Raw genomic sequence first — 21,599 nt, 5'->3', positions numbered from 1 at the left:
ACTGAGAATCCAGGCTCAGCACTTCATACTGCCAGCCAGACGAGAGCGAAGTTACCCAAGAGTGGTCAAGCCTAGACCAGTCAAATACCCCAAAAAGAGGGCTGGAGGGCTTAACTGACTGGCATTAGGGCAAGCCTCGCTCCTACAGGGGGGGGTGGTGCTTTTCCAACCCATTTTCGCGAGGTTTCAACGGATGAGAATCCTCGGCATCCTCTGCCTTCTTCTGACCCTGAGCGGTTGCAGTTCGCTGCTGTTCTACCCCGAACCCGGCCAGATATTCACCCCGGAAAAAGCCAAGCTCGAATACCGTGAAGTGACCCTCACCACCGCCGACGGCCTCAGGCTGAACGCGTGGTGGCTGCCGGCGAAAAAAGGCGTCGAGGTCAAGGGCACGGTGCTGCATCTGCACGGCAACGGCGGCAATCTGCCGATGCACCTGGGCGGCAGTTGGTGGTTGCCTGAGGAAGGCTATCAAGTGTTGTTGATCGATTATCGCGGTTACGGGCTGTCCGAAGGCGAACCAAGTCTGCCGGCGATCTATCAGGACATCGACGCCGCGTTCAAGTGGCTCGATCAGGCCCCCGAAGCCAAGGGCAAACCGCTGATCCTGCTCGGCCAGAGCCTTGGTGGTTCGATGGCCGTGCATTACCTGGTCCAGCATCCCGAGCGTCAGAAACAACTCAAGGCCTTCGTCCTCGACGGCGTGCCCGCCAGCTATCGCAGCATCGGCCGTTTTGCCCTGAGCAATTCCTGGCTGACTTGGGCGTTCCAGGTGCCGTTGTCCTGGCTGGTGCCGGACGGCGACAGCGCGATCAATTCCATGGCGCAGCTCAATGGCGTGCCGAAACTGATCTACCACAGCATCGACGATCCGATCGTGCCTCTTTCCAACGGCATCCGTCTGTATCAAGCTGCGTCGCCGCCGCGCGTGCTGCAATTGACCCGGGGTGGTCATGTGCAGACATTTGCCGACCCGGTCTGGCGCAAAGTGATGCTGCGTTATCTCGACGACCCGCAGCATTTCAACGGCCTGCGCCGCTTGGGTGAAATCCCCAATTACCCAGCACCCAAGCATTCAGAAGATGAACCATCAGAGAGTCCGCAATGAGTGAAGAACGTAACGCCATCCCGCTGATCATCACCGGTATCTGCAGCATCCTCGGCACCGTCGGGGCCCTGTGGTTCTACGGTTACCTGCACTTCGCCAAACCTGAAGATGCGCTGCTGCTCAGCGACTTCACCATGCTCAAGACCGTGCCGGGTGAAGACTACAAAGTCTCTCTGGAACCCGCGGCGCAAGTGGCCCAGTGCATCGATGGCGTGCTGGTGATGTTCGACACCGAACAAAAAGGCCTGACCGGCGTATTGGTCAACAGCAAGAAAAAAGCCGTGCGCTGCATGGGCGAAGAAACCCCGCAAAAACTCGAGCAGTAATCGATCCCGTAGGAGCGAGGCGCCCGCGAAGAACGATAACGCGGAGCGTCAGACACACCGAGTCGCCTCATTCGCGAGCAAGCTTCGCTCCTACAGGTTCTCCACCATCCCGTAGGAGCGAGGCTTGCCCGCGAAGAACGATAACGCGATTGCATCAGATAAACCGCAGACATAAAAAGCCCCGCCTGATCGACTCAGGCGGGGCTTTTGTGTTTCAGCAGGTGAGGCTTAGTTCGAGCTGACAGCCGAACGCGGGATCACGGGCTGGTTGTCGTTGGAAATGGTTACTTCCACCCGACGGTTCATCGCACGACCCGAGGTGCTGGTGTTTTCCGCAACCGGGTATTCCTTGCCATAACCCTGCGCAACGACGCGTGCTGGATCAACGCCCATTTTCACCAGCGCCATGCGCACGGAACCGGCGCGACGCTCGGACAGCGACTGGTTGTGGCTCGCGGTGCCGGTGCTGTCGGTGTAACCCTCGACGATCACTTTGCGATCAGGGTTTTCCGAGAGGAACTGCGCCAGTTTGTTGATATTCACCAGACCGCTGGATTTCAGATCAGCACGGTCGGTCGCGAACAGCACGTCACCGAAGGTCACCAGCGTACCGCGATCGGTCTGCTTGGCGTTGAGGCTGTCCTGCAACTGCTTGATCTGCTGATCGCGAGCATCGAGACGCGCCTGGGCACGTTGCGCGGCAGCGTTTTTCAGGTTGGCCTCAGCGGTGCGCAGGGCGATGGTTTGCTTCGCCACTTCAACACGCTGATTGGTCAGATAGGCCAGTTGGTCGACCTTGTTCTGGTCTTCCTTGTCCATGTACGCCTTGTCGGCCTTGTCCAGGTAATCGCTGGCGTCCTTGGTTTCCAGCGCCGCCACTTTGCTAGCCTGCGGGTTGGCTTGCAGGCCGCTGTAGTTGGTGCGGGCCTGTTCCAGGTTCGCGTTAGGCGGAGTGGAGCAAGCAGCCAATGCAACGCTTGCGGCCAGGAGAGCGGGGATCATCAATTGTTTACGCATAATAATTCGTCCTTTCTATCGATTAGAGCTTCAGGTCTGTGGTCTGGATGCGCGCTTACTGCACGGTGCGCTGGCTTTCCTGACGCAGTTCCTGAACCCCTTTCTGAGAGTCCTTTACAGCCTGTTCGGCCTTCAACGCCTGAGCTTTGCGTTCAGCTACGCGAGCGTCCCACTCAGCCTGTTCGGCCAACACTTTGGCCTCGGCATACTTTTTGTCATGCATGGCGATTTCGGCTTGTTTGAGCTTGTCCTGCGCGGACTTCATTTCCACGGCGGCGAACTCGGTGCCGCCGGCGCTGACGGCGCCATTCACAGCGGATTGGGTCACGGCAAATTGCTCGGTCGGCGGATTGCCAGCGCAACCGGCCAGTACGAAGCTGCTGCCGATTGCCAGGGCAGCCAGTTTCAAACCGCGCAGGTGATTGAACGAGGACTTGGCAGTGCTGATCTTCATGGTCTTCAACTCCATTGGTATAACTCCTGAAAAACTTAAAAATCCATGCTGGGCAAGGAGCCGTAACCGTCAATTTCCGGTGTGTTTTGAAACGGCCGTCCCAGGCGTGGTTAATGCCTGTGACCCGAGGTGTTTTTCAAAAGTTCAGAGAAGATGGCCTATCGCCTGAAAATACTTTGAACGAGCGGAAAAGGCTCTAGATCGGGAACTTTGGCGAGGTGCGGCGGTATTCCTGGCCTTTTCAAGGCTCGGGAACACGCATTTTTGAAGGGGTACGCAGGTCAAATGTGGGAGCGGGCTTGCTCGCGAAGGCGGTGTGTCAGTCAACATTTATATCAACTGATACGGCCTCTTCGCGAGCAAGCCCGCTCCCACAGGTTCGGTGGGGAATCAGTGCTTTTGCTTGTCGTCACCGGATGACAAATCGTGCAGATGACGTCTGGACAACGCGAGAAAGCGCGGGGTCGGGCCGACGTCTTCGTACAGCGGATCACCTTCTTCATCGGTGGCCACCACGGTCGATCCTTTCACGTAGGGAAAGCTCTTTTCGAGCTCTTCCAGCGCGGCGCCGATCAGCTCGCCAAGCAGTTCTTCGGGTTGGCGTTTGGGGTACATCTCGGTAATCGCCGCCAGCCGTGCGGCCGCTTCCATGTCCAGATGAATCCTGTAACCGGTATCGGTCAGGCGACCCTTGGCGTTTTCTTCCCAATGCTGGGCAAGTTCGCGGATTTTCATAAAAACCTCATTGCGCTCCTGCTCGTAGCAGGCGGTGTGAGTGTCCGCCAATGGTCGGCGGCAAGCCGTTGTACGGCTTACTCTTCAGACTAGCTTGAACGCACAAGGTTTAACGTCCCTTCGTCGTCTGCTTGTAAGAAGCGCTTTAGAGCGGCACTCTCTGCTATCAGAGCATGGCATTCCAAGACCCCCGGATTTTCGCTGGAGAACTGCTGATGACCGATATTGATGCACGCTTGCGCGAGGACGTTCACCTGTTGGGTGAGCTGTTGGGCAACACCATTCGTGAACAGTACGGGGACGGCTTTCTCGAGAAGATCGAGCAGATCCGCAAGGGCGCCAAAGCCGACCGTCGTGGTTCGATGGACGCTGAACTGAGCGCCAGCCTCAACCAATTGAGCGAAGAAGAGTTGTTGCCGGTGGCGCGGGCGTTCAACCAGTTTTTGAACCTGGCCAATATCGCCGAGCAGTATCAGCTGATTCACCGCCGCGAAGAGTCGCAGCCGGCCCCGTTTGAGGCGCGAGTGCTGCCGGAACTGCTCGCGCGCCTGCGCGCCGAAGGCCACAGCGCCGAATCCCTCGCCCGGCAACTCGGCCGGCTGGAGATCGAACTGGTCCTCACCGCTCACCCGACCGAAGTGGCACGCCGCACGCTGATCCAGAAATACGACGCCATCGCCGCGCAACTGGCCGCCCAGGACCATCGCGACCTGACCACAGCCGAACGCGAACAGATCCAGGCGAAGTTGCAGCGTCTGATCGCCGAAGCCTGGCACACCGAAGAAATCCGCCGCACCCGGCCGACGCCGGTCGACGAAGCCAAATGGGGTTTCGCGGTGATCGAGCATTCGCTATGGCAGGCAATCCCGAACTACATGCGCAAGGCCGATAAAGCCCTGCATGCCGCCACCGGCCTGCATTTGCCGCTGGAAGGCGCGCCGATCCGCTTCGCCTCGTGGATGGGCGGCGACCGTGACGGCAACCCGAATGTGACCGCTGCCGTGACCCGCGAAGTCTTGCTGCTGGCGCGCTGGATGGCGGCTGACTTGTACGTGCGTGATGTCGATCACCTGGCGGCCGAGCTGTCGATGCAGCAGGCCAGCGATGATTTGAAGGCCAAGGCCGGGGACAGTGCCGAACCGTACCGCGCGGTCCTTAAACAGTTGCGTGAGCGCCTGCGCGCCACGCGCAACTGGGCTCACGCCTCGTTGACGACGGCCACGCCAGCAACGGCCGATGTGTTGCAAAACAACCGCGAGCTGCTTGATCCGCTGGAGCTGTGCTACCACTCGCTGCACGAGTGCGGCATGGGCGTGATTGCCGATGGGCCGCTGCTCGATTGCCTGCGCCGGGCGGTGACGTTCGGGCTGTTCCTGGTCCGGCTCGATGTACGTCAGGACTCGTCGCGGCATACCGCGGCCATGACTGAAATCACCGATTACCTGGGCCTCGGTCGCTATGAAGACTGGAGCGAGGAGGAGCGCATCGCCTTCCTGGTGCGTGAACAGAACAACCGTCGGCCGTTGCTGCCGGCGTACTTCAAACCGTCGGCCGACACCGCCGAGGTATTGGCGACGTGCCGGGAAATTGCGGCCGCCCCGGGGGCTTCTCTCGGCTCCTATGTGATCTCCATGGCCGGTGCCGCTTCCGACGTACTCGCCGTGCAACTGTTGCTCAAAGAGTCCGGCGTGTTGCGGCCAATGCGCGTGGTGCCGCTGTTCGAAACCCTCGCCGACCTCGACAACGCCGGTCCGGTGATTGAAAAGCTGTTGCTGCTGCCGGGCTATCGTTCGCGCCTGCAAGGGCCGCAGGAAGTGATGATCGGCTATTCCGACTCGGCCAAAGACGCCGGCACCACTGCGGCGGCCTGGGCGCAGTATCGGGCGCAGGAGCGCCTGGTCGATATCTGCCGCGAGCAGCAAGTGGAGCTTCTGTTGTTTCATGGTCGCGGTGGCACCGTAGGTCGCGGCGGCGGTCCGGCGCACGCGGCGATTCTGTCGCAGCCGCCAGGTTCGGTGGCGGGGCGTTTCCGCACCACCGAGCAGGGGGAAATGATTCGTTTCAAATTCGGACTGCCGGACATCGCCGAGCAGAACCTCAATCTGTACCTGGCGGCGGTGCTGGAAGCGACCCTGCTGCCGCCACCTCCACCGGAACCGGCCTGGCGCCATCTGATGGACGAATTGGCCGCTGACGGGGTCAAGGCTTACCGCGCCGTGGTGCGGGAAAATCCGCAGTTCGTCGAGTATTTCCGCCAGTCCACCCCGGAACAGGAATTGGGACGTTTGCCATTGGGCAGTCGCCCGGCCAAGCGCCGTGCCGGCGGGATCGAAAGCCTGCGCGCCATTCCATGGATCTTCGGCTGGACCCAGACGCGTCTGATGTTGCCGGCCTGGCTTGGCTGGGAAGCGGCGCTGAGCAAGGCGCTGGAACGTGGCGAAGGCGAGCTGCTGGGGCAGATGCGCGAACAGTGGCCGTTCTTTCGCACACGCATCGATATGCTGGAAATGGTCTTGGCCAAAGCGGATTCCGACATCGCCCGATCCTACGATGAGCGCTTGGTCGAGCCGGATTTGCTCCCTTTGGGTGCGCATTTACGCGACCTATTGTCGCAGGCCTGCGCTGTGGTCCTTGGGCTGACCGGCCAGTCTCAGCTACTGGCACATAGCCCTGACACCCTCGAACTCATCCGCTTGCGCAACACCTATCTCGACCCGCTTCATCTATTGCAGGCCGAACTGTTGGCGCGTTCGCGGCAACAGGAAGTGGCGCAGGGCAGCCCGGTAGAACAGGCGCTGCTGGTGTCTGTGGCGGGGATTGCTGCCGGTTTGCGAAATACCGGCTAAGGTTTTCGTCGTGGGGGAAGGCGCCCGGCGCGAGCATCGGGTGCCTGTGGGCGAGGGGCAGAAAAGGTCTGCCAGGCGACAGTTATTGATGGGGTTGCGACTTGGGGTACCCCGTCGAAAGGTCACGCGTGGCGCAGGTTTCTCCGACTTTCGGCGGCTTGTGTGGTCCGGGCCTGCTGTGTATCTTGATCAGCCTTTGGCCGTTTGGGCGGTCACGACCCTGTTTTTGAGATTGGCCCCACGAGGCGAATCCGTTGTTATCTATATAAAAAATTGAGGAGCACATCGATGCGCGTCATTCTGCTGGGAGCTCCCGGGGCCGGTAAAGGTACTCAGGCTAAGTTCATCACCGAAAAGTTCGGCATCCCGCAAATCTCCACCGGCGACATGCTGCGTGCTGCGGTCAAGGCCGGCACCGAGCTGGGCCTGATCGCCAAGAGCGTCATGGACAGCGGTGGCCTGGTTTCCGATGACCTGATCATCAATCTGGTCAAAGAACGCATCAGCCAGGCCGATTGCGCCAACGGTTTCCTGTTTGACGGTTTCCCGCGCACCATTCCTCAGGCTGAAGCCCTGGTGAAAGCCGGCGTCGAACTGGATCACGTGGTCGAAATCGACGTCAAGGACGAGGACATTGTTCAGCGTATCGCCGGTCGTCGCGTGCATGAGGCTTCTGGCCGCGTGTACCACATCGTCTACAACCCGCCGAAAATTGCCGGTAAAGACGACATCACCGGTGAAGAGCTGGTGCAGCGCAAAGACGATACCGAAGAAACCGTGCGTCATCGTCTCTCCGTCTACCATGCGCAGACCGAGCCACTGGTGAAGTTTTACCAGGAGCTGTCCGTCGCTCAGGGCAAACCGAAGTACAGCCACATCGAAGGTGTTGGCTCGGTTGAAGCGATCACCGGCAAGGTGCTTGAAGCGCTGAACTGAAAAGTCTGAACTGCTTCATCTACTACGGCCCGCTTGCGGGCCGTAGTTGTTTATACTGGCGCACTTTTTCTGACCTCTCTTACGGACACATCGATGAGCACCTTGCTGGCCCTGGACACCGCGACTGAAGCTTGCTCCGTTGCCTTGCTGCATGACGGCAAAGTCACGAGTCATTACGAGGTGATCCCGCGCCTGCATGCGCAGAAGTTGCTACCAATGATTCAGCAACTGCTGGCGGATGCCGGGACCACCCTGCAAGCGGTCGATGCCATCGCATTCGGACGTGGGCCGGGTGCGTTCACGGGTGTGCGGATCGCCATCGGCGTGGTGCAGGGGCTGGCGTTTGCGCTGGATCGCCCGGTGCTGCCGGTGTCCAACCTGGCCGTGTTGGCGCAGCGGGCGTATCGCGAACACGGCGTGAGCCAGGTCGCGGCCGCCATTGATGCGCGGATGGATGAAGTGTATTGGGGTTGCTACCGCGAAACGGCGGGCGAGATGCGTCTGGTCGGTCATGAAGCGGTGTTGCCGCCGGAAGTGGCCGCATTGCCAGTTGATGCCAGTGGTGAATGGTTCGGCGCCGGCACGGGTTGGGGGTATGCCGAGCGCATCGGCGTCAACCTGAGCGGGCAGGACGCAGGCATGCTGCCGCACGCTGAAGACCTGCTGACGCTGGCGCGGTTTGCCTGGGAGCGCGGTGAGGCGATCGTTGCGGATGAGGCTCAACCGGTCTACCTGCGCGATAAAGTGGCGACACCGAAAGCGCGTTAATTCCGAGACCGAGTTGACCCCTTCGCGGGCAAGTCGGATCGCCGCACCGCTCGCTCCAACAGGTTTTGTGTCGTTCACATATTTTGGGGGCGGCTCAAAACCTGTAGGAGCGAGGCTTGCCCGCGAAAGCGATCTATCAGATATTGCCAATCGTCACTTTCTAACCCCCGCTTTTAAACCTTTTCGTGTTTCTGTGTTCTAGTTATCACTCGGCGGTTTGCGAAGTGGGTTATGTGCCATTAGACTGCCACTACTGATACCGGACATGTACTCCATGCGTATAGACGGCGTTTCCTCCCAGTCCTACCCAATCAAGCGCAAGCCCCGCAAAGGCCCTGTGGCGGATGACGACTACGTCGATATCGACGGCGATCTGGAAATTCCGTCCGAAGAGCAACTGGCTGCCCGCGCCGCCAAAGCTTCCGCGCAACGCTTGAGCAATCTTCCGGCGCGTCAGCAAGACATGATCTACCACCGCGCCATGAAGAAAAGCGTAGCCATGGCACTCGCCAGCTACCTGAGTACCGCCGGTTTTGTCGATTGGGATGCGGATGTGCTGGGCCTCGACCTGTACATCTGATGTTGCTGCCTTACTACCTCGGCTGCCCGTCCTGGAGTGAAAACGCCTGGCGCGAATATCTGTATCCGCCGGACGCCAAACCCGCCGAATTTCTGAATCTCTATTCCCAAGTATTCAACGCCGTGGAAGGCAATACGACCTTCTACGCGAGCCCGGCTGCCAGCACTGTGCAGCGCTGGGCCGAGACCATGCCCGAACACTTTCGCTTTACCGCCAAGTTTCCCGGCGAGATCAGCCACAGCGGTGACCTGCGCGAACAACTGACCGCCGCCGAAACCTTCCTGCAATTGCTCAGCCCACTCGGTGAACGGGTTTCGCCCCTTTGGCTGCAATTGTCGAAAAGCTTCACCCCGCACCGATTGCCCGAACTGGCCGGCTTCATCGATGCCCTTGATCGACCGCTGGCCGTTGAAGTGCGGCATGACGAATTCTTCGCCAAAGGTGATAGCGAGCGACTGCTCAATCGTCTGCTGCTGGATCGTGGCGTAGAACGCATCTGCCTCGATCCGCGCGCGCTGTTCAGCTGCACATCGACCGATCCGTCGGTGCTCCACGCCCAATCGAAAAAGCCCAGAGTGCCGCCGCGTCCGGCAGCGTTTACTCAATTCCCGCAGGTGCGGTTCATCGGCCATCCACAGCTTGAGGCGAACGATCCGTTCCTGGAGCCATGGGCCGAGAAAATCGCCGTGTGGGTCGAAGAGGGTCGTACGCCCTACATTTTCATGCACACCGCCGATAACCTGCTGGCCGCGAAACTGGCGCAACGTTTTCACGCAAAACTGATGCTGCGTTTGCCTGGCTTGCCGCCGTTGCCTGAGCTATACAGAGAGCCCGCCGCCGAGCAACTTGGCCTGCTCTGAGGCGGCTTCGTTCCCCTTTTCAGGAGCCTGCCAATGGATGCGCAAACCCTTCGAGCCCAGGCGTTCAAAGCACTGCACGAACGCGAGGGCGCTTTTGTCATTCCCAATCCGTGGGACGCCGGCTCGGCGAAGATGCTCGCCAGCCTGGGTTTCGAGGCGCTGGCGACCACCAGTGCCGGTTACGCCTTTTCCAACGCCCGGCCCGATGGCGCATTGACGCTGGACGATACGCTGGCGAACGTCCGGGCGATTGTCGCGGCAACCGAGCTGCCAGTGGCGGTGGACCTGGAAAACGGCTTCGCGGACGATCCAGCCGAGTGCGCACAGAGTATTTTGCAGGCGGCGGCGGCCGGTGCTGTCGGTGGTTCAATCGAAGATGCCACCGGTCGTGAGGAGGCGCCGATCTACTGCTTCGAACACGCTGTGGCGCGCATTGAAGCCGCCGTCGCAGCCGCTCGCAGCTTGCCTTTCCCGTTCATGCTGACCGCCCGTGCCGAGAACTTTCTGCACGGCAATCCTGACCTGGCCGATACCATTCGCCGTTTGCAGGCGTTCGCCGAGGCGGGTGCCGACGTGTTGTACGCGCCGGGTCTGCGCAGCGCTGAAGACGTGTTGGCGGTGGTCCGCGCCGTTGCACCCAAACCGGTCAACGTGTTGATGTCCGGCGGGCTCAAATTGACGGTCGAGCAGTTGAGCGAAATGGGCGTTAAACGTATCAGCGTCGGTTCGGCGCTGGCTTTGGCGGCTTATGGTGAGTTTTTTCGCGCGGCCGAAGAGATCAAGACGTCGGGCACCTTCGGGTTCACGTCACGGTCCATGCCGTACGCCAAGGCCAATCAATTGTTCAAACGCTGACGGTGCGGTTTCGGTGGTGGCTGTTGCTGATGCTGTTGATCATCGGTGCGGCGGGCGTGAGCGTCTGGCGCGGCTGGATCACGCTGCCACCCCAGTGGAACCCTTGGGCGCCGCTGGACGTGAAGGCTGAACCGAACTTTCTGACGCGCTACAAACTGATGCGCCTGCGCGATGATCCGCAACTGTGTGATCAGGCCTTGAGCAGCTCCGGATTACGCGTTGCGCATCAAGCCGACAGCCCAGGCGCGACGTGTCCGTTGATCAACGCCTTGCGTGTGCAGGGCGGCGATGTGGCGCTGAGCAGCAGCTTTCTCGCCAGTAGCCGCCTGGCGGTGTCGTTTGCCCTGTTCGAACACCATGCCCTGCAACCCGCCGCGCAAGCGGTGTATGGGCAGCCTGTCAGCCGGGTCGATCATCTCGGCAGCTTTGCCTGCCGCAACGTCTACGGTCGCGAAAACGGCAGGCGAAGCCAGCATGCCAGCGCCGATGCGCTGGACATTGCCGGTTTTCGCCTGGCTGACGGTCGCTCCATCAGCGTGCTCAAGGATTGGCCAAAGGATAATCAGGACGCAAGGTTTTTGCGCCAGGTTCGCGATGGCGCCTGTGGCCTGTTCAGTGTGGTGTTGAGCCCGGACTACAACGCCGCCCATCGCAATCACTTTCATGTCGATGTCGGGCCGTGGTGGGTGTGTCGCTGAGGCTTAAGCGGCGATGCGCAGGTTCTGCAGGACGATCGGGCGAGCCCAGCCGTTATCGAAATCGAATTGTTTCTGTTGCGCCACCAGTTCTTCGGGGGAGAACGGTGGGAACGGTTTGTCCAGTAGGTCGAGTTCGAATTCGGCGATCGGCAAGTGCAGCGGACGCGGTTGTGGCGCAGGGGCGGCTTCGGGCACAGGCTGACCGGCGGTGAGCACGATCGGACGCACCCAGCCACTTTCGAAGTCTTGTTGTTTCTGTTGCGCGACGATTTCTTCGGCCGGGAACGGCGGGAAAGGTTTGTCGGCCAGGTCCATTTCGAACTCGGCAATCGGCAGGAACAGCGGCTCGGGTGGCTTGACTTGGGTTTCTTTCACATCGCATTCGCGCTGGCTGACGATGTGCGCCAGCAGTTCGCTGCCGACGGTCGGCTCCACCGGGCTTTCGAGATCAACCGGTGGGAAAGTCCCGCACGCCGGCACCACATCGGTCGACTGTTCGGCCAGGGCCTGGGCAAAAAAATCCTGCCACAGGTGACTGACGCCGCTCAGTGCCTGTGAATTTCGCAGGCCATAATCGCCATGACGCGATAGGTAGCCTACGGATGTGGATTGAATGCCTGACATTTTTCTCGGTCGACGCTCAGCTCTGGCAAAATGCTCGTTAGTTTTGTTATCGGCCGTTTTTGCCGATCATTAATTTTTTGAGCGTGTTTTCCCATGATTGAGCAACCTGCGGCCTGCCGCATCCACGTCGAGGCCTCGGCCCCGGCGTTTCAGCCACAAGCCGAGCAATGGGCCGAACGCCTGGGCTTGCCTTTGCACGTGGATGACGGCGAGTTTGCCTTGCAGGTAGGCGAACAGGGTTTGCAGCTGCAACAACTCGGGCCGGACGCACCAGGGCCGGTGCGGGTGGATTTCGTCGAAGGTGGCGCGGCGCATCGCCGGTTGTTCGGTGGTGGCACGGGGCAGATGATCGCCAAGGCGGTCGGCATCGCCCAAGGCGTGCGTCCGCGCGTGCTGGATGCCACGGCGGGGCTGGGCAAGGATGCGTTCGTGCTGGCGAGCCTGGGCTGCGAGATGAGCCTGATCGAGCGGCAGCCGCTGATCGGTGCGTTGCTTGAGGATGGGCTGGCCCGTGGTGCGGAAGATTTCGATGTCGCGCCAATTGTGGCGCGGATGAAGTTGCTCAAGGGCAATTCGATCGAGGTGATGCGCAACTGGGAAGGGGAGCCGCCGCAGGTGATCTACCTCGACCCGATGTTCCCGCATCGTGAGAAAACAGCGTTGGTGAAGAAGGAAATGCGTCTGTTTCGGCCGTTGGTTGGCGATGATCCGGATGCACCGGCGCTGCTCGAAGCCGCGTTGGCACTGGCCAGCCATCGGGTGGTGGTCAAGCGACCGCGCAAGGCGCCTTGTATTGCGGGGCCCAAGCCGAGCCATGCGCTGGACGGGAAATCCAGTCGGTATGATATTTATCCGAAGAAAGCACTCAAGCCCTGAGATCGCGTCGCCTCATTCGCGGGCAAGCCTCTCTCCTACAAAAAGCACCACCGTCCCTGTAGGAGCGAGCGGGCGGCGATCCGACTTGCCCGCGAAGACGCCAGACCAGACACCCAATATCTATCAGGCTAACTCAGGTCGATAAGCCCGCATAAACAACCCCACCACTTCCCGCACATGCTCCTCGGCCGCATCGCCCGTCACCGGCTCGCCACAGCCATACAGCAAGCGGAAATTCCCGGCGCCCTTGAGCAGGCAGAAGAAATGCTCGGCCGCATTACGCGGTTTATCGATGCTTAACGCGCCGCTCTGATCAACCTTCGCCAGCAACCGCTCCATGCCATGCAGCATGCGCTGCGGCCCGGCTTCGAAGAAGATCAGCGAGAGTTTCGGGTCCTGGCTGCCCAGGGCCATCATCAGCCGATGCAGGTTCACTGATTCATCGCTGTTGATCAGCTGATGAAAGCCGCGCGCGATGTTCAGCAGCACCGTTTCTACCGAAATGCCGTCCGGTAACTCGAAAAACAGCGTGGGCAACTGCTCTTCACACTTGGCCATCACGGCGGCGGAGAACAGCGTCTCCTTGTCGTTGAAGTGGCTGTAGACGGTCAGCTTCGACACGCCGGCTTCGGTCGCCACGGCATCCATGCTGGTGTTGGCGTAACCATTACTCAGAAACAGAATTTTCGCCGCATCGAGGATGGCCTGGCGCTTGGCCAGATCCTTGGGGCGGCCCGGACCGTTGGGTGCTGAAAGATTGTTCGACATTCTTCGCTTTAATACTGGACTGGTGAGTTTGCTATTAATAACATACTGGTCAGTATAATTATTCCAAGCACCATTAGCGAAAGGTCCTTCACCATGTTCCGCTATGCCTTGCCCCTCGCGTTGCCAGTCAGCCTGGCGTTTTTATTGTCTGCGTGTGGCCACGAAGAGGCGCCTCAAGTCACTGTCCGCCCGGCCATGGTCGTGCAGCCAGAGCCTTCGGCGCAGGCAATGGAAAGCTATCCGGGTGAAGTGCGGGCTCGTTATGAGCCGGACCTGGCGTTTCGCATTGGCGGCAAGGTCAGCCGACGATTGGTCGAAGAGGGGCAGCGGGTCAAGGCCGATCAGCCTCTGGCCGAGCTCGATCCTCAGGACGTACGCCTGCAACTGGAAGCCACCCGTGCCCAAGTGGCCGCCGCCGAGGCCAATCTGAGCCTGGTGCGCGCCGAGCGTGATCGCTACAAGACGCTGATGGACCGTCAGATGGTCAGCCGTTCGCAGTACGACAATTCCGAAAACCTTTACCGATCCGGTGAAGCGCGCCTCAAGCAAATCAAAGCCGAATTCAACGTCTCGACCAATCAGGCCAGCTACGCGGTGCTGCGTGCGCCTCAGGATGGCGTGGTGGCTAAACGCGCAGTTGAAGTCGGGCAAGTGGTGGCGGCCGGGCAAACCGTGTTTACCCTCGCCACCGATGGCGAGCGTGAAGTATTGATCAGCCTGCCGGAGCAGAGCTTTGGGCGCTTCAAGGTCGGTCAGCCAGTGTCGGTAGAACTCTGGACCCAACCCGATCAGCGTTTTGCCGGGCGCATCCGTGAGCTGTCGCCCGCTGCCGATCCAAAATCCCGCACCTTCGCAGCCCGAATTTCATTCACCGGCGGCAAAGTCCCTGCCGAACTCGGCCAGAGCGCCCGGGTATTCGTCCAGACCGCTGACGTGATACCGCTGTCTGTGCCGCTGTCGGCACTGACGGCGGAAAACCGCGCGACCTACGTCTGGGTCGTCAGTGCCAACAATACCTTGAAGAAAACCCCGGTCCGGGCCGGTGCCTTCGGCGAGAAAACCGTCCCGGTGCTCGAAGGCCTGAATGCCAGCGACTGGGTGGTCGCTGCTGGTGTCCATGTCCTTCTGGAGGGGCAGCAAGTGCGCCCGGTGGATCGCTCCAACCGCGTGGTCAATCTGGCGGACAAGGAGTAATCCCCGATGGGTTTCAATCTTTCCGAATGGGCGCTGCGCAATCGCCAGATCGTACTGTTCCTGATGCTCTTGCTGGCCATCGTCGGCGCGCTTTCCTACACCAAACTCGGGCAAAGCGAAGACCCGCCGTTCACCTTCAAAGCCATGGTGATCCGTACCAACTGGCCGGGCGCCACCGCGCAGGAAGTCTCGCGACAGGTCACCGAGCGCATTGAAAAGAAACTGATGGAAACCGGCGAATACGAACGCATCGTCTCGTTTTCGCGCCCTGGCGAATCCCAGGTGACCTTCATTGCGCGTGATTCCATGCATTCGGTGCAAATACCGGAGCTGTGGTATCAGGTCCGCAAAAAGGTCAGTGACATCCGACACACTTTGCCGCCGGGTATTCAGGGGCCGTTTTTCAACGATGAATTCGGCACCACCTTCGGCAATATCTACGCGCTGACCGGCGACGGTTTTGATTACGCGGTGCTCAAGGATTACGCCGACCGCATCCAGGTCCAGCTGCAACGGGTCAAGGATGTGGGCAAGGTCGACCTGCTCGGGCTGCAGGACGAGAAGATCTGGATCGAACTCTCCAACGTCAAACTCGCGACACTCGGTTTGCCATTGGCCGCCGTGCAGCAAGCCCTCGAAGAGCAGAACGCGGTGTCCACGGCCGGGTTCTTTGAAACCACCAGCGAGCGTTTGCAGCTACGGGTTTCGGGGAATTTCCAGACGGTCGACGAGATCAAGAACTTCCCGATCCGCGTCGGCGATCGCACCTTCCGCATCTCCGATGTGGCGGATGTGCGTCGCGGCTTCAACGATCCGCCGGCACCACGCATGCGCTTCATGGCGGAAAATGCCATCGGCCTGGCCGTGGCGATGAAGGAGGGTGGCGACATTCTGGTGCTGGGCAAGGCGTTGGAAATCGAGTTTGACCGCATCCAGAAGAACCTCCCGGCGGGCATGCAGCTGCGCAAGGTGTCCGATCAGCCTGCCGCGGTGAAAACCGGTGTCGGCGAGTTCGTTCAGGTGTTGGTCGAAGCCCTGGCGATTGTGTTGCTGGTGAGCTTTTTCTCCCTCGGCGTGCGCACCGGCATGGTGGTGGCGCTGGCGATTCCGCTGGTGTTGGCGATGACCTTCGCCTGCATGTATTACCTCGGCATCGGCCTGCACAAGATTTCCCTCGGCGCGTTGGTGCTGGCGTTGGGTTTGTTGGTGGACGACGCGATCATCGCCGTGGAAATGATGGCGATCAAAATGGAGCAAGGCTTCGATCGCATCAAGGCCGCCAGTTACGCCTGGACCAGCACCGCGTTCCCGATGCTCACCGGCACTCTGATTACCGCTGCCGGGTTCCTGCCGATCGCCACCGCGCAATCGGGCACTGGCGAATACACGCGTTCGATCTTCCAGGTGGTGACCATCGCGTTGTTGGCTTCGTGGATTGCGGCGGTGGTTTTTGTACCGTATCTGGGGGAAAAACTCCTGCCCGACCTGGCGAAAATTCATGCTGCCAAACACGGTACGGGTCAGCCCGATCCTTACGGCACGCCGTTCTATCAGCGGGTCAGGCGCTTGGTGGAGTGGTGCGTGCGCTGGCGTAAAACCGTCATCGTGCTGACCGTGGTGCTGTTCATCGGCTCCATCGTGCTGTTCCGCTTTGTGCCGCAACAATTCTTCCCGGCCTCGGGTCGACTCGAGTTGATGGTCGATCTGAAACTCGCTGAAGGCGCGTCCCTGAGCAACACCGCCGACGAGGTCAAACGCCTTGAAGCCTTGCTGAAGGATCACGCCGGCATCGACAACTACGTGGCCTACGTCGGCACCGGATCGCCACGTTTTTACCTGCCGCTGGATCAGCAACTGCCGGCGGCGAGCTTCGCCCAGTTTGTCGTCCTGGCCAAGACCATCGAGGAGCGCGAAACCCTGCGCACCTGGCTGATCGAAACCCTCAACGAACAATTCCCGGCCCTGCGTTCGCGGGTCACGCGTCTTGAAAATGGTCCGCCGGTTGGCTATCCGGTTCAGTTCCGGGTGACCGGTGAACACATCGAGGAAGTCCGCGCACAGGCCCGTAAAGTGGCGGCCAAGGTTCGTGAGAACCCGCACGTGGTGAACGTCCATCTGGACTGGGAAGAGCCGAGCAAAGTCGTGTACCTGAACGTTGATCAGGACCGCGCCCGGGCGCTGGGCGTGAGCACGGCGAACCTGTCGAAGTTTCTGCAAAGCTCCCTGACCGGTTCCAGCGTCAGCCAGTATCGCGAAGACAACGAGTTGATCGAGATCCTGCTGCGCGGCACCTTACACGAGCGCACCGAACTGTCGTTGCTGCCAAGCCTGGCGGTGCCGACTGACAACGGCCGCAGCGTGGCGCTGTCGCAAGTCGCGACCCTGGAATATGGCTTCGAAGAAGGCATCATCTGGCACCGCAACCGCTTGCCGAACGTGACGATCCGCGCTGACATCTACGGCAAGGAACAACCGGCGACGCTGGTGCAGCAAATCATGCCGACCCTCGATCCAATCCGCGCCGAATTGCCCGATGGCTACTTGCTGGACGTCGGCGGCACGGTGGAAGACTCGGCCCGTGGGCAGAACTCGGTGAAGACCGGCGTGCCGCTGTTCATCGTGGTGGTGCTGACCTTGCTGATGCTGCAATTGCGCAGTTTCTCCCGCACGGTGATGGTGTTCCTGACCGCGCCGCTGGGCTTGATTGGTGTGACGCTGTTCCTGATGGTGTTCCGTCAGCCGTTTGGTTTTGTGGCGATGCTCGGGACCATCGCATTGTCCGGGATGATCATGCGTAACTCGGTGATTCTGGTGGACCAGATCGAACAGGACATCGCGGCCGGGCTCAAGCCGTGGCAAGCGATTATCGAAGCCACGGTGCGGCGTTTCCGGCCGATCGTGTTGACTGCGCTCGCGGCAGTGCTGGCGATGATCCCGTTGTCACGCAGCGTGTTCTTCGGGCCGATGGCGGTGGCGATCATGGGCGGATTGATCGTGGCGACGGCATTGACGTTGCTGTTTTTACCGGCGTTGTATGCGGCGTGGTTCAGGATCAAGAAAGAGTCGGTCTGACTTCCTACGACAATCTCGGATCTCTCTGATATTGAGTCAGAGAGATCCGGATGCTGTACTCGAGGCTCAGTTTAATGAGCACTTGAGATATCAATGATGAAAAAACCGCCCGTGCTCACGGGGAGGTCGGACCCAGTGTTTGACTGGTTGGCGCAATCACCCCACAAAGAGCGACTCCCGGACTATCTCGCCTTGCTCAAGCCGCTGGATGATCAGGGGCGGTACCTTCCATTCGACGAATTACGCTATCGCTGGTCGCCAGGAATGGATTCCAGTCTGTGCTGGGCGTTGGTGAAGAAAGCCCGGATCGCACAATATTCAAGCCTTCTGCCATTGGGCGAGCCCGTTCAGTGGGGCAACTTCGTGCTGACCCCGTTGGCGCAAAAAGCCATTTCGATCGTCGACCGACAAGCCACGACCGCTGCGCTGGAGTACATGACCAGCCAGATCGGTGAGCATGCGCATTTCAGCTATCTGCTGAATGATCTGATCGAAGATGAAGCCATCAGCAGTAGTCAGCTCGAAGGTGCGGCCACCACCACGCGGGTGGCCAAGGACATGCTCAAGCGCAAGCGTCTGCCGCGCACGCCGGATGAGCGAATGGTGGTGGGCAATTACAAGATGATGAACTTCGCCTGGGAACAGCGTTACGAACCGTTGAGTGTCGAACTGATGACGGCGATGCACCGTGTTGGTGTCGAGGGTATTGATGACGCTCAGTATTCCCCAGGGGTATTGCGGGCCAACGACGATGTGGTGGTTCAGGACGGGGAGGGCAACACCGTTTATACACCGCCGCCTGCTGCGGGTCTGGTTTCGCGATTGCGTACATTGTCGGAATGGATCAACCAGTCACACGACAATCCCGAGCGGGTGGACTATCTGCATCCGATGATTAAAGGCATCGCGCTGCATTTTGCGCTGGGTTATGAGCATCCTTTCGGTGACGGAAACGGGCGAGTCGCGCGGGCGCTGTTTTACTGGTTCATGTTCAAGAATGATTTCTCTGCGTTTCGCTATATAGCGATCAGCATTTTGCTGCGTAATGCGCCGGTGAAATATGGGCGATCCTATTTGAATACCGAGGCTGATGATCGGGATCTGACTTATTTCATCGACGTTCAGTGTTCAGTGATTCTGCGAGCTGTCAGTGGTTTTACCGAGGCATATCGGAAAAGTCTGGCGTATACGGAACGCTTTGATCGCTGGCTGACAGAATCCGGATTTTTCGATCGCCTGACCGAGAAGCAGCGCGCCGTTTACCAAGTGGCCAAGAGTGGAATGGCGAAAGAGTTCACGGCAGTCAATGTGAAGGAGAATCTGGACTGCTCGTACAACACCGCCTCAGCCACTTTGAATGGGCTGGTGGAGTTGAATGTGTTTGAGAAGAGAAAAATAGGGCGTGAATGGGTGTTCTTTCTGCGTGCCGCATCGGCGATCTGAACTTTTGTGGGAGCGAGCAAGCCCGCTCCCACAGGATCGGTGTTAAGGCTTAGAGCGTACCGAAAACTTTCTTCGCCAAACTCGTTGCCGCCGCCGCAGGGTTCTGGCGGATGGTTTCTTCCTGTTTGCCGATCATCTCGAACAAACCATTCAGCGCCTGCTCGGTGACGTAGCTTTCGATGTTGGCGTTCTTGGTATCCAGCACACCCATGGTCGCTGCCTGGCCGGCGAACGTGTTGTATTGCTTGGCCAGGCCGACCTGGTCGGTGGCTTGTTTCACGATCGGCAAGAATTTGAGGCGAATCTGTTCGCGGCTGGTTTTGCTCAGGTATTGGGTGGCCGAGTCATTGCCGCCGCTGAGAATCCGTTTGGCGTCCTCGACGCTCATCTTCTTGACGGCGTCCACCAGGATTGGCTGGGCCTGGGTCACAGCGGTTTCGGCCGCTTTGTTCATGCTGGTTTCCAGCTGAGTAACCTGATCACCCATGCCGAACTGTTTCATTTTGCTGGCGACTTTGCCCAGCTTGCCCGGCAGTTCGATTTTCACGTCCGGGTTGTTGCTGAAACCGCCCGGCGTGCCGAGTTGTTTGACGGCCAGTTGCGCGCCCTGGGTCAGGGCATCCTTGAGGCCGCCGGTGGCGTCCTTTTGCGACAGGTCGCTGAGCGATAGTGCCATCGCGCTGGCGGAGATCATCAAGCCTGCGCAGAGGCCGGCGAAGCGAAGTGTAGGGCGGAACATGGCAGCTTCCTTGTACGAAAGAGGGGTTTAGCGGACGGCGTCGACGCGGATTTTCAGTGGCTGCGGATCGCGGCCATCAAGCTGTACGGCGTGGTGTTCGGTGGTGATGAACATCAGTTTGCCGTCGACTTCGATGCGCGCACTGACGGAATAGCGATGGCCGGGTTTGATCTGGGCCGGATCGTACCTCAGATGAAACGGCAGCGGCACCTGGCCTTTGACCGGGCCTTTCTGTTCGTCGAGGACAACGGCGGGCGCGTCGGCGAGGGACACGTCCAGCAGGCTGACGCTCAAGGTGGCGCTCGGCGGCAGGGCGATGCGTTGCAGGTAGAAGACTCCACCGTCGAGGCTGGTTTTTGCGGCAGGTTGCGTGGTTTGGCAGGCACTGAGCAAAGCAGCCAGTCCCAGAAGCGAAAGTTTTTTCATGAATTGAATCCCTGTCCTTGGCGCCCGAAGAAGACCGGCGCCAACGACAATTTAACGGATTTTTTTCAGCTGAGGGCTTAGAAGTTACTGTCTGGTTTGGTACGAACGTTGCGGACAATAACGTCCTCAGGGCGCAGGTGATCGACACCCAACTCCACTGCGTGATCTTTAGTGGTCGCGAAGATCACTTGTTCGATGGTTTCGATCCGTGCACGGATTACATATCGGTGGCCAGGCAGCACATCGCCCATCTGGTACAGCAAGTTAAAGTCCAACCCGGTTGTTTCTGCGTGAGGAATGACTTGCTGGGCGAGCTCTTTGGCAGGTGCGTCTGCGGAAGTGATGTCCAGCAGATTGACGTGAAGTGTCGAATTGGTTGGTAACTCAATTCTGAGCAGATAGTGCACGGTGCCACTGATGCTCTTTTCGTAATCGTTGCTCACTTTGATTTCCTTATCAAAAGAACCGTCGGGAATGACGAGTCGTCAGCATATAGCCGAGAGCAACGAACACGATGTAGGGCATTTCCCGACTTGCTGAGCGAATAGGCAGCAAGATAGATAACGAGCAACGAAGGTAAACTTGTCGCGCTTCTTTCACGTCGTGCTGAAGGGCTTCAATACAACGGATCCCGGATAGATCGCTATTGAATTCAGATATTCGTTTTCGGTGGCAGTCAGGGTATAGCGCTTGCCGGGAACGACAGTGGCAGGATCGTATTCCAGATAAAATGCCTCCGCCGTTTGTTCGCTGATATATATCTGAGTCACGAGTGCACGTGTGTCGTCGTGCTCGTGGGCGGCAACGGTGACGGCGTGCTGGGGTTCGACTGATCGAGGCGCTTGCGCCTGGATATAGAGACGGCCGATCGGGCTGAGATGCAGGGTCTGTCGGTGCGGCACACGGTGGACAATTACAAAGTAGTCCAGGTCAATCAACAGGGGAACTCCGTTATGGGTCATGTTGATCGTCACGAGGTATTTGACGCTGACATCGGAATAGTTGTGCGCAAATGAAAAGTTCCAGTGCCCACTACGCAGTGTCGGTTCACGGAATTGCGCTACGTTCACGGGGGAAGAAGTATTGGCAGTTTTAACGCTTATATAGGTTTCACCCTCACCATCACTTGGGGGCAAAAAGTCTTCAGGCAAACTAAAAGTGAGGGTGACGTATTGGCTGGTGTCTTCCAATGGGTTCATTGCGATATCCGTATCTGGATTAAATGGGACCCTATTAATCCATAACTGGCAGACTATAAGAACATCCTTGTTCCT

Annotated in this window: 22 protein-coding genes; 13 read left to right on the top strand and 9 right to left on the bottom strand. The window is 59.3% G+C overall.

Translation table 11 applies throughout. The features are described 5' to 3' along the window. Nucleotides 1–193 precede the first annotated feature (193 nt). Nucleotides 194–1,108: an alpha/beta hydrolase gene (locus EYC95_RS27705; RefSeq protein ID WP_131063161.1), complete on the top strand. Its 915-nt coding sequence runs from the start codon at nucleotides 194–196 to the stop codon at nucleotides 1,106–1,108. Beyond that, nucleotides 1,105–1,434 (top strand): hypothetical protein, encoded by a 330-nt coding sequence (locus tag EYC95_RS27700; protein WP_131063160.1) that lies wholly within the window; start codon nucleotides 1,105–1,107, stop codon nucleotides 1,432–1,434. The genes EYC95_RS27705 and EYC95_RS27700 overlap by 4 nt, the downstream gene beginning before the upstream one ends. Before the next feature lie 228 nt (nucleotides 1,435–1,662). On the opposite strand, the gene EYC95_RS27695 is transcribed toward EYC95_RS27700, so the two are convergent. The 3 genes from EYC95_RS27695 to EYC95_RS27680 all read right to left on the bottom strand — a co-directional run bounded on the left by EYC95_RS27695 (nucleotide 1,663) and on the right by EYC95_RS27680 (nucleotide 3,640). Continuing rightward, the gene (locus EYC95_RS27695; RefSeq protein ID WP_131063159.1) at nucleotides 1,663–2,451 is read right to left on the bottom strand and encodes an OmpA family protein; all 789 of its coding nucleotides are present in this window, start codon (nucleotides 2,449–2,451) and stop codon (nucleotides 1,663–1,665) included. A 55-nt stretch (nucleotides 2,452–2,506) separates the two neighbouring features. Next, nucleotides 2,507–2,920 carry a DUF4398 domain-containing protein gene (locus EYC95_RS27690; RefSeq protein WP_131063158.1) on the bottom strand — a complete coding sequence of 138 codons (414 nt, stop codon included), beginning with the start codon at nucleotides 2,918–2,920 and terminating at the stop codon, nucleotides 2,507–2,509. 375 nt (nucleotides 2,921–3,295) lie between these two features. After that, a complete protein-coding gene (locus tag EYC95_RS27680) occupies nucleotides 3,296–3,640 on the bottom strand; it encodes a pilin assembly protein (protein WP_094468905.1) in 345 nt (114 codons plus the stop codon). Between the two features lie 215 nt (nucleotides 3,641–3,855). On the opposite strand from EYC95_RS27680, the gene ppc reads away from it, so the two are divergent. The 7 genes from ppc to EYC95_RS27645 all read left to right on the top strand — a co-directional run bounded on the left by ppc (nucleotide 3,856) and on the right by EYC95_RS27645 (nucleotide 11,183). Continuing rightward, nucleotides 3,856–6,486 carry a phosphoenolpyruvate carboxylase gene (gene ppc, locus EYC95_RS27675; protein WP_131063157.1) on the top strand — a complete coding sequence of 877 codons (2,631 nt, stop codon included), beginning with the start codon at nucleotides 3,856–3,858 and terminating at the stop codon, nucleotides 6,484–6,486. Between the two features lie 288 nt (nucleotides 6,487–6,774). Beyond that, the gene (gene adk / locus EYC95_RS27670; RefSeq protein WP_131063156.1) at nucleotides 6,775–7,422 is read left to right on the top strand and encodes an adenylate kinase; all 648 of its coding nucleotides are present in this window, start codon (nucleotides 6,775–6,777) and stop codon (nucleotides 7,420–7,422) included. A gap of 93 nt (nucleotides 7,423–7,515) precedes the next feature. Beyond that, complete coding sequence (gene tsaB, locus EYC95_RS27665; protein ID WP_131063155.1) at nucleotides 7,516–8,190, top strand: tRNA (adenosine(37)-N6)-threonylcarbamoyltransferase complex dimerization subunit type 1 TsaB; 675 nt, start codon at nucleotides 7,516–7,518, stop codon at nucleotides 8,188–8,190. 274 nt (nucleotides 8,191–8,464) lie between these two features. Then, on the top strand, nucleotides 8,465–8,770 hold the full coding sequence (locus tag EYC95_RS27660) for a hypothetical protein (protein ID WP_131063154.1): 306 nt from the start codon (nucleotides 8,465–8,467) through the stop codon (nucleotides 8,768–8,770). Continuing rightward, complete coding sequence (locus EYC95_RS27655; RefSeq protein ID WP_131063153.1) at nucleotides 8,770–9,630, top strand: DUF72 domain-containing protein; 861 nt, start codon at nucleotides 8,770–8,772, stop codon at nucleotides 9,628–9,630. The genes EYC95_RS27660 and EYC95_RS27655 overlap by 1 nt, the downstream gene beginning before the upstream one ends. Nucleotides 9,631–9,663: 33 nt before the next feature. Continuing rightward, nucleotides 9,664–10,485, top strand: a complete 822-nt coding sequence (locus tag EYC95_RS27650; protein WP_131063152.1) for an isocitrate lyase/phosphoenolpyruvate mutase family protein — start codon at nucleotides 9,664–9,666, stop codon at nucleotides 10,483–10,485. Nucleotides 10,486–10,514: 29 nt separating this feature from the next. Further along, entirely contained in the window at nucleotides 10,515–11,183 is a 669-nt protein-coding gene (locus tag EYC95_RS27645) for an extensin family protein (RefSeq protein WP_165557519.1), read from the top strand. A 3-nt stretch (nucleotides 11,184–11,186) separates the two neighbouring features. Here the strand turns inward: EYC95_RS27645 and EYC95_RS27640 are convergent, their stop codons facing one another. Continuing rightward, on the bottom strand, nucleotides 11,187–11,807 hold the full coding sequence (locus EYC95_RS27640) for an energy transducer TonB (protein WP_131063150.1): 621 nt from the start codon (nucleotides 11,805–11,807) through the stop codon (nucleotides 11,187–11,189). Nucleotides 11,808–11,900: 93 nt separating this feature from the next. Here EYC95_RS27640 and EYC95_RS27635 point away from each other — a divergent pair, with 93 nt between their 5' ends. Next, nucleotides 11,901–12,683, top strand: coding sequence for a class I SAM-dependent methyltransferase (locus EYC95_RS27635; protein ID WP_010462878.1), 783 nt, complete (start codon nucleotides 11,901–11,903; stop codon nucleotides 12,681–12,683). 123 nt (nucleotides 12,684–12,806) lie between these two features. Here the strand turns inward: EYC95_RS27635 and EYC95_RS27630 are convergent, their stop codons facing one another. After that, nucleotides 12,807–13,451, bottom strand: coding sequence for a TetR/AcrR family transcriptional regulator (locus tag EYC95_RS27630; protein ID WP_131063149.1), 645 nt, complete (start codon nucleotides 13,449–13,451; stop codon nucleotides 12,807–12,809). A 93-nt stretch (nucleotides 13,452–13,544) separates the two neighbouring features. On the opposite strand from EYC95_RS27630, the gene EYC95_RS27625 reads away from it, so the two are divergent. The 3 genes from EYC95_RS27625 to EYC95_RS27615 all read left to right on the top strand — a co-directional run bounded on the left by EYC95_RS27625 (nucleotide 13,545) and on the right by EYC95_RS27615 (nucleotide 19,160). Further along, entirely contained in the window at nucleotides 13,545–14,645 is a 1,101-nt protein-coding gene (locus EYC95_RS27625; RefSeq protein WP_131063148.1) for an efflux RND transporter periplasmic adaptor subunit, read from the top strand. Between the two features lie 6 nt (nucleotides 14,646–14,651). Beyond that, nucleotides 14,652–17,717, top strand: coding sequence for an efflux RND transporter permease subunit (locus EYC95_RS27620; protein ID WP_131063147.1), 3,066 nt, complete (start codon nucleotides 14,652–14,654; stop codon nucleotides 17,715–17,717). Nucleotides 17,718–17,813: 96 nt separating this feature from the next. Continuing rightward, a complete protein-coding gene (locus tag EYC95_RS27615; RefSeq protein WP_131063162.1) occupies nucleotides 17,814–19,160 on the top strand; it encodes a Fic family protein in 1,347 nt (448 codons plus the stop codon). A gap of 49 nt (nucleotides 19,161–19,209) precedes the next feature. Here EYC95_RS27615 and EYC95_RS27610 read toward each other — a convergent pair whose 3' ends face one another. The 4 genes from EYC95_RS27610 to EYC95_RS27595 all read right to left on the bottom strand — a co-directional run bounded on the left by EYC95_RS27610 (nucleotide 19,210) and on the right by EYC95_RS27595 (nucleotide 21,524). Further along, complete coding sequence (locus EYC95_RS27610) at nucleotides 19,210–19,899, bottom strand: DUF4197 domain-containing protein (protein ID WP_131063146.1); 690 nt, start codon at nucleotides 19,897–19,899, stop codon at nucleotides 19,210–19,212. 27 nt (nucleotides 19,900–19,926) lie between these two features. Beyond that, nucleotides 19,927–20,325, bottom strand: coding sequence for a YbaY family lipoprotein (locus tag EYC95_RS27605; RefSeq protein WP_131063145.1), 399 nt, complete (start codon nucleotides 20,323–20,325; stop codon nucleotides 19,927–19,929). Nucleotides 20,326–20,402: 77 nt separating this feature from the next. After that, nucleotides 20,403–20,768 (bottom strand): YbaY family lipoprotein, encoded by a 366-nt coding sequence (locus EYC95_RS27600; RefSeq protein WP_131063144.1) that lies wholly within the window; start codon nucleotides 20,766–20,768, stop codon nucleotides 20,403–20,405. A 153-nt stretch (nucleotides 20,769–20,921) separates the two neighbouring features. Beyond that, nucleotides 20,922–21,524 carry a hypothetical protein gene (locus tag EYC95_RS27595; RefSeq protein ID WP_131063143.1) on the bottom strand — a complete coding sequence of 201 codons (603 nt, stop codon included), beginning with the start codon at nucleotides 21,522–21,524 and terminating at the stop codon, nucleotides 20,922–20,924. Nucleotides 21,525–21,599 lie beyond the last annotated feature (75 nt).

The organism is Pseudomonas sp. BGI-2, from assembly GCF_004310295.1.
GTDB lineage: Bacteria > Pseudomonadota > Gammaproteobacteria > Pseudomonadales > Pseudomonadaceae > Aquipseudomonas.
Note: the sequence above shows the minus strand (reverse complement) of the source record. Positions and strands in the feature narration are given on the sequence as shown.

What these genes read in the sequence shown, in the direction of transcription:
- EYC95_RS27625 (WP_131063148.1), top strand. Translation starts at nt 13,545, where the DNA reads ATGTTCCGCTATGCCTTGCCCCTCGCGTTGCCAGTCAGCCTGGCGTTT.
- EYC95_RS27705 (WP_131063161.1), top strand. Translation starts at nt 194, where the DNA reads ATGAGAATCCTCGGCATCCTCTGCCTTCTTCTGACCCTGAGCGGTTGC.
- EYC95_RS27635 (WP_010462878.1), top strand. Translation starts at nt 11,901, where the DNA reads ATGATTGAGCAACCTGCGGCCTGCCGCATCCACGTCGAGGCCTCGGCC.
- EYC95_RS27655 (WP_131063153.1), top strand. Translation starts at nt 8,770, where the DNA reads ATGTTGCTGCCTTACTACCTCGGCTGCCCGTCCTGGAGTGAAAACGCC.
- ppc (WP_131063157.1), top strand. Translation starts at nt 3,856, where the DNA reads ATGACCGATATTGATGCACGCTTGCGCGAGGACGTTCACCTGTTGGGT.
- EYC95_RS27620 (WP_131063147.1), top strand. Translation starts at nt 14,652, where the DNA reads ATGGGTTTCAATCTTTCCGAATGGGCGCTGCGCAATCGCCAGATCGTA.
- tsaB (WP_131063155.1), top strand. Translation starts at nt 7,516, where the DNA reads ATGAGCACCTTGCTGGCCCTGGACACCGCGACTGAAGCTTGCTCCGTT.
- EYC95_RS27680 (WP_094468905.1), bottom strand. Translation starts at nt 3,640, where the DNA reads ATGAAAATCCGCGAACTTGCCCAGCATTGGGAAGAAAACGCCAAGGGT.
- EYC95_RS27690 (WP_131063158.1), bottom strand. Translation starts at nt 2,920, where the DNA reads ATGGAGTTGAAGACCATGAAGATCAGCACTGCCAAGTCCTCGTTCAAT.
- EYC95_RS27650 (WP_131063152.1), top strand. Translation starts at nt 9,664, where the DNA reads ATGGATGCGCAAACCCTTCGAGCCCAGGCGTTCAAAGCACTGCACGAA.
- EYC95_RS27695 (WP_131063159.1), bottom strand. Translation starts at nt 2,451, where the DNA reads ATGCGTAAACAATTGATGATCCCCGCTCTCCTGGCCGCAAGCGTTGCA.
- EYC95_RS27630 (WP_131063149.1), bottom strand. Translation starts at nt 13,451, where the DNA reads ATGTCGAACAATCTTTCAGCACCCAACGGTCCGGGCCGCCCCAAGGAT.
- EYC95_RS27595 (WP_131063143.1), bottom strand. Translation starts at nt 21,524, where the DNA reads ATGAACCCATTGGAAGACACCAGCCAATACGTCACCCTCACTTTTAGT.
- EYC95_RS27660 (WP_131063154.1), top strand. Translation starts at nt 8,465, where the DNA reads ATGCGTATAGACGGCGTTTCCTCCCAGTCCTACCCAATCAAGCGCAAG.
- EYC95_RS27610 (WP_131063146.1), bottom strand. Translation starts at nt 19,899, where the DNA reads ATGTTCCGCCCTACACTTCGCTTCGCCGGCCTCTGCGCAGGCTTGATG.
- EYC95_RS27700 (WP_131063160.1), top strand. Translation starts at nt 1,105, where the DNA reads ATGAGTGAAGAACGTAACGCCATCCCGCTGATCATCACCGGTATCTGC.
- EYC95_RS27605 (WP_131063145.1), bottom strand. Translation starts at nt 20,325, where the DNA reads ATGAAAAAACTTTCGCTTCTGGGACTGGCTGCTTTGCTCAGTGCCTGC.
- EYC95_RS27645 (WP_165557519.1), top strand. Translation starts at nt 10,515, where the DNA reads ATGCTGTTGATCATCGGTGCGGCGGGCGTGAGCGTCTGGCGCGGCTGG.
- adk (WP_131063156.1), top strand. Translation starts at nt 6,775, where the DNA reads ATGCGCGTCATTCTGCTGGGAGCTCCCGGGGCCGGTAAAGGTACTCAG.
- EYC95_RS27615 (WP_131063162.1), top strand. Translation starts at nt 17,814, where the DNA reads ATGAAAAAACCGCCCGTGCTCACGGGGAGGTCGGACCCAGTGTTTGAC.
- EYC95_RS27640 (WP_131063150.1), bottom strand. Translation starts at nt 11,807, where the DNA reads ATGTCAGGCATTCAATCCACATCCGTAGGCTACCTATCGCGTCATGGC.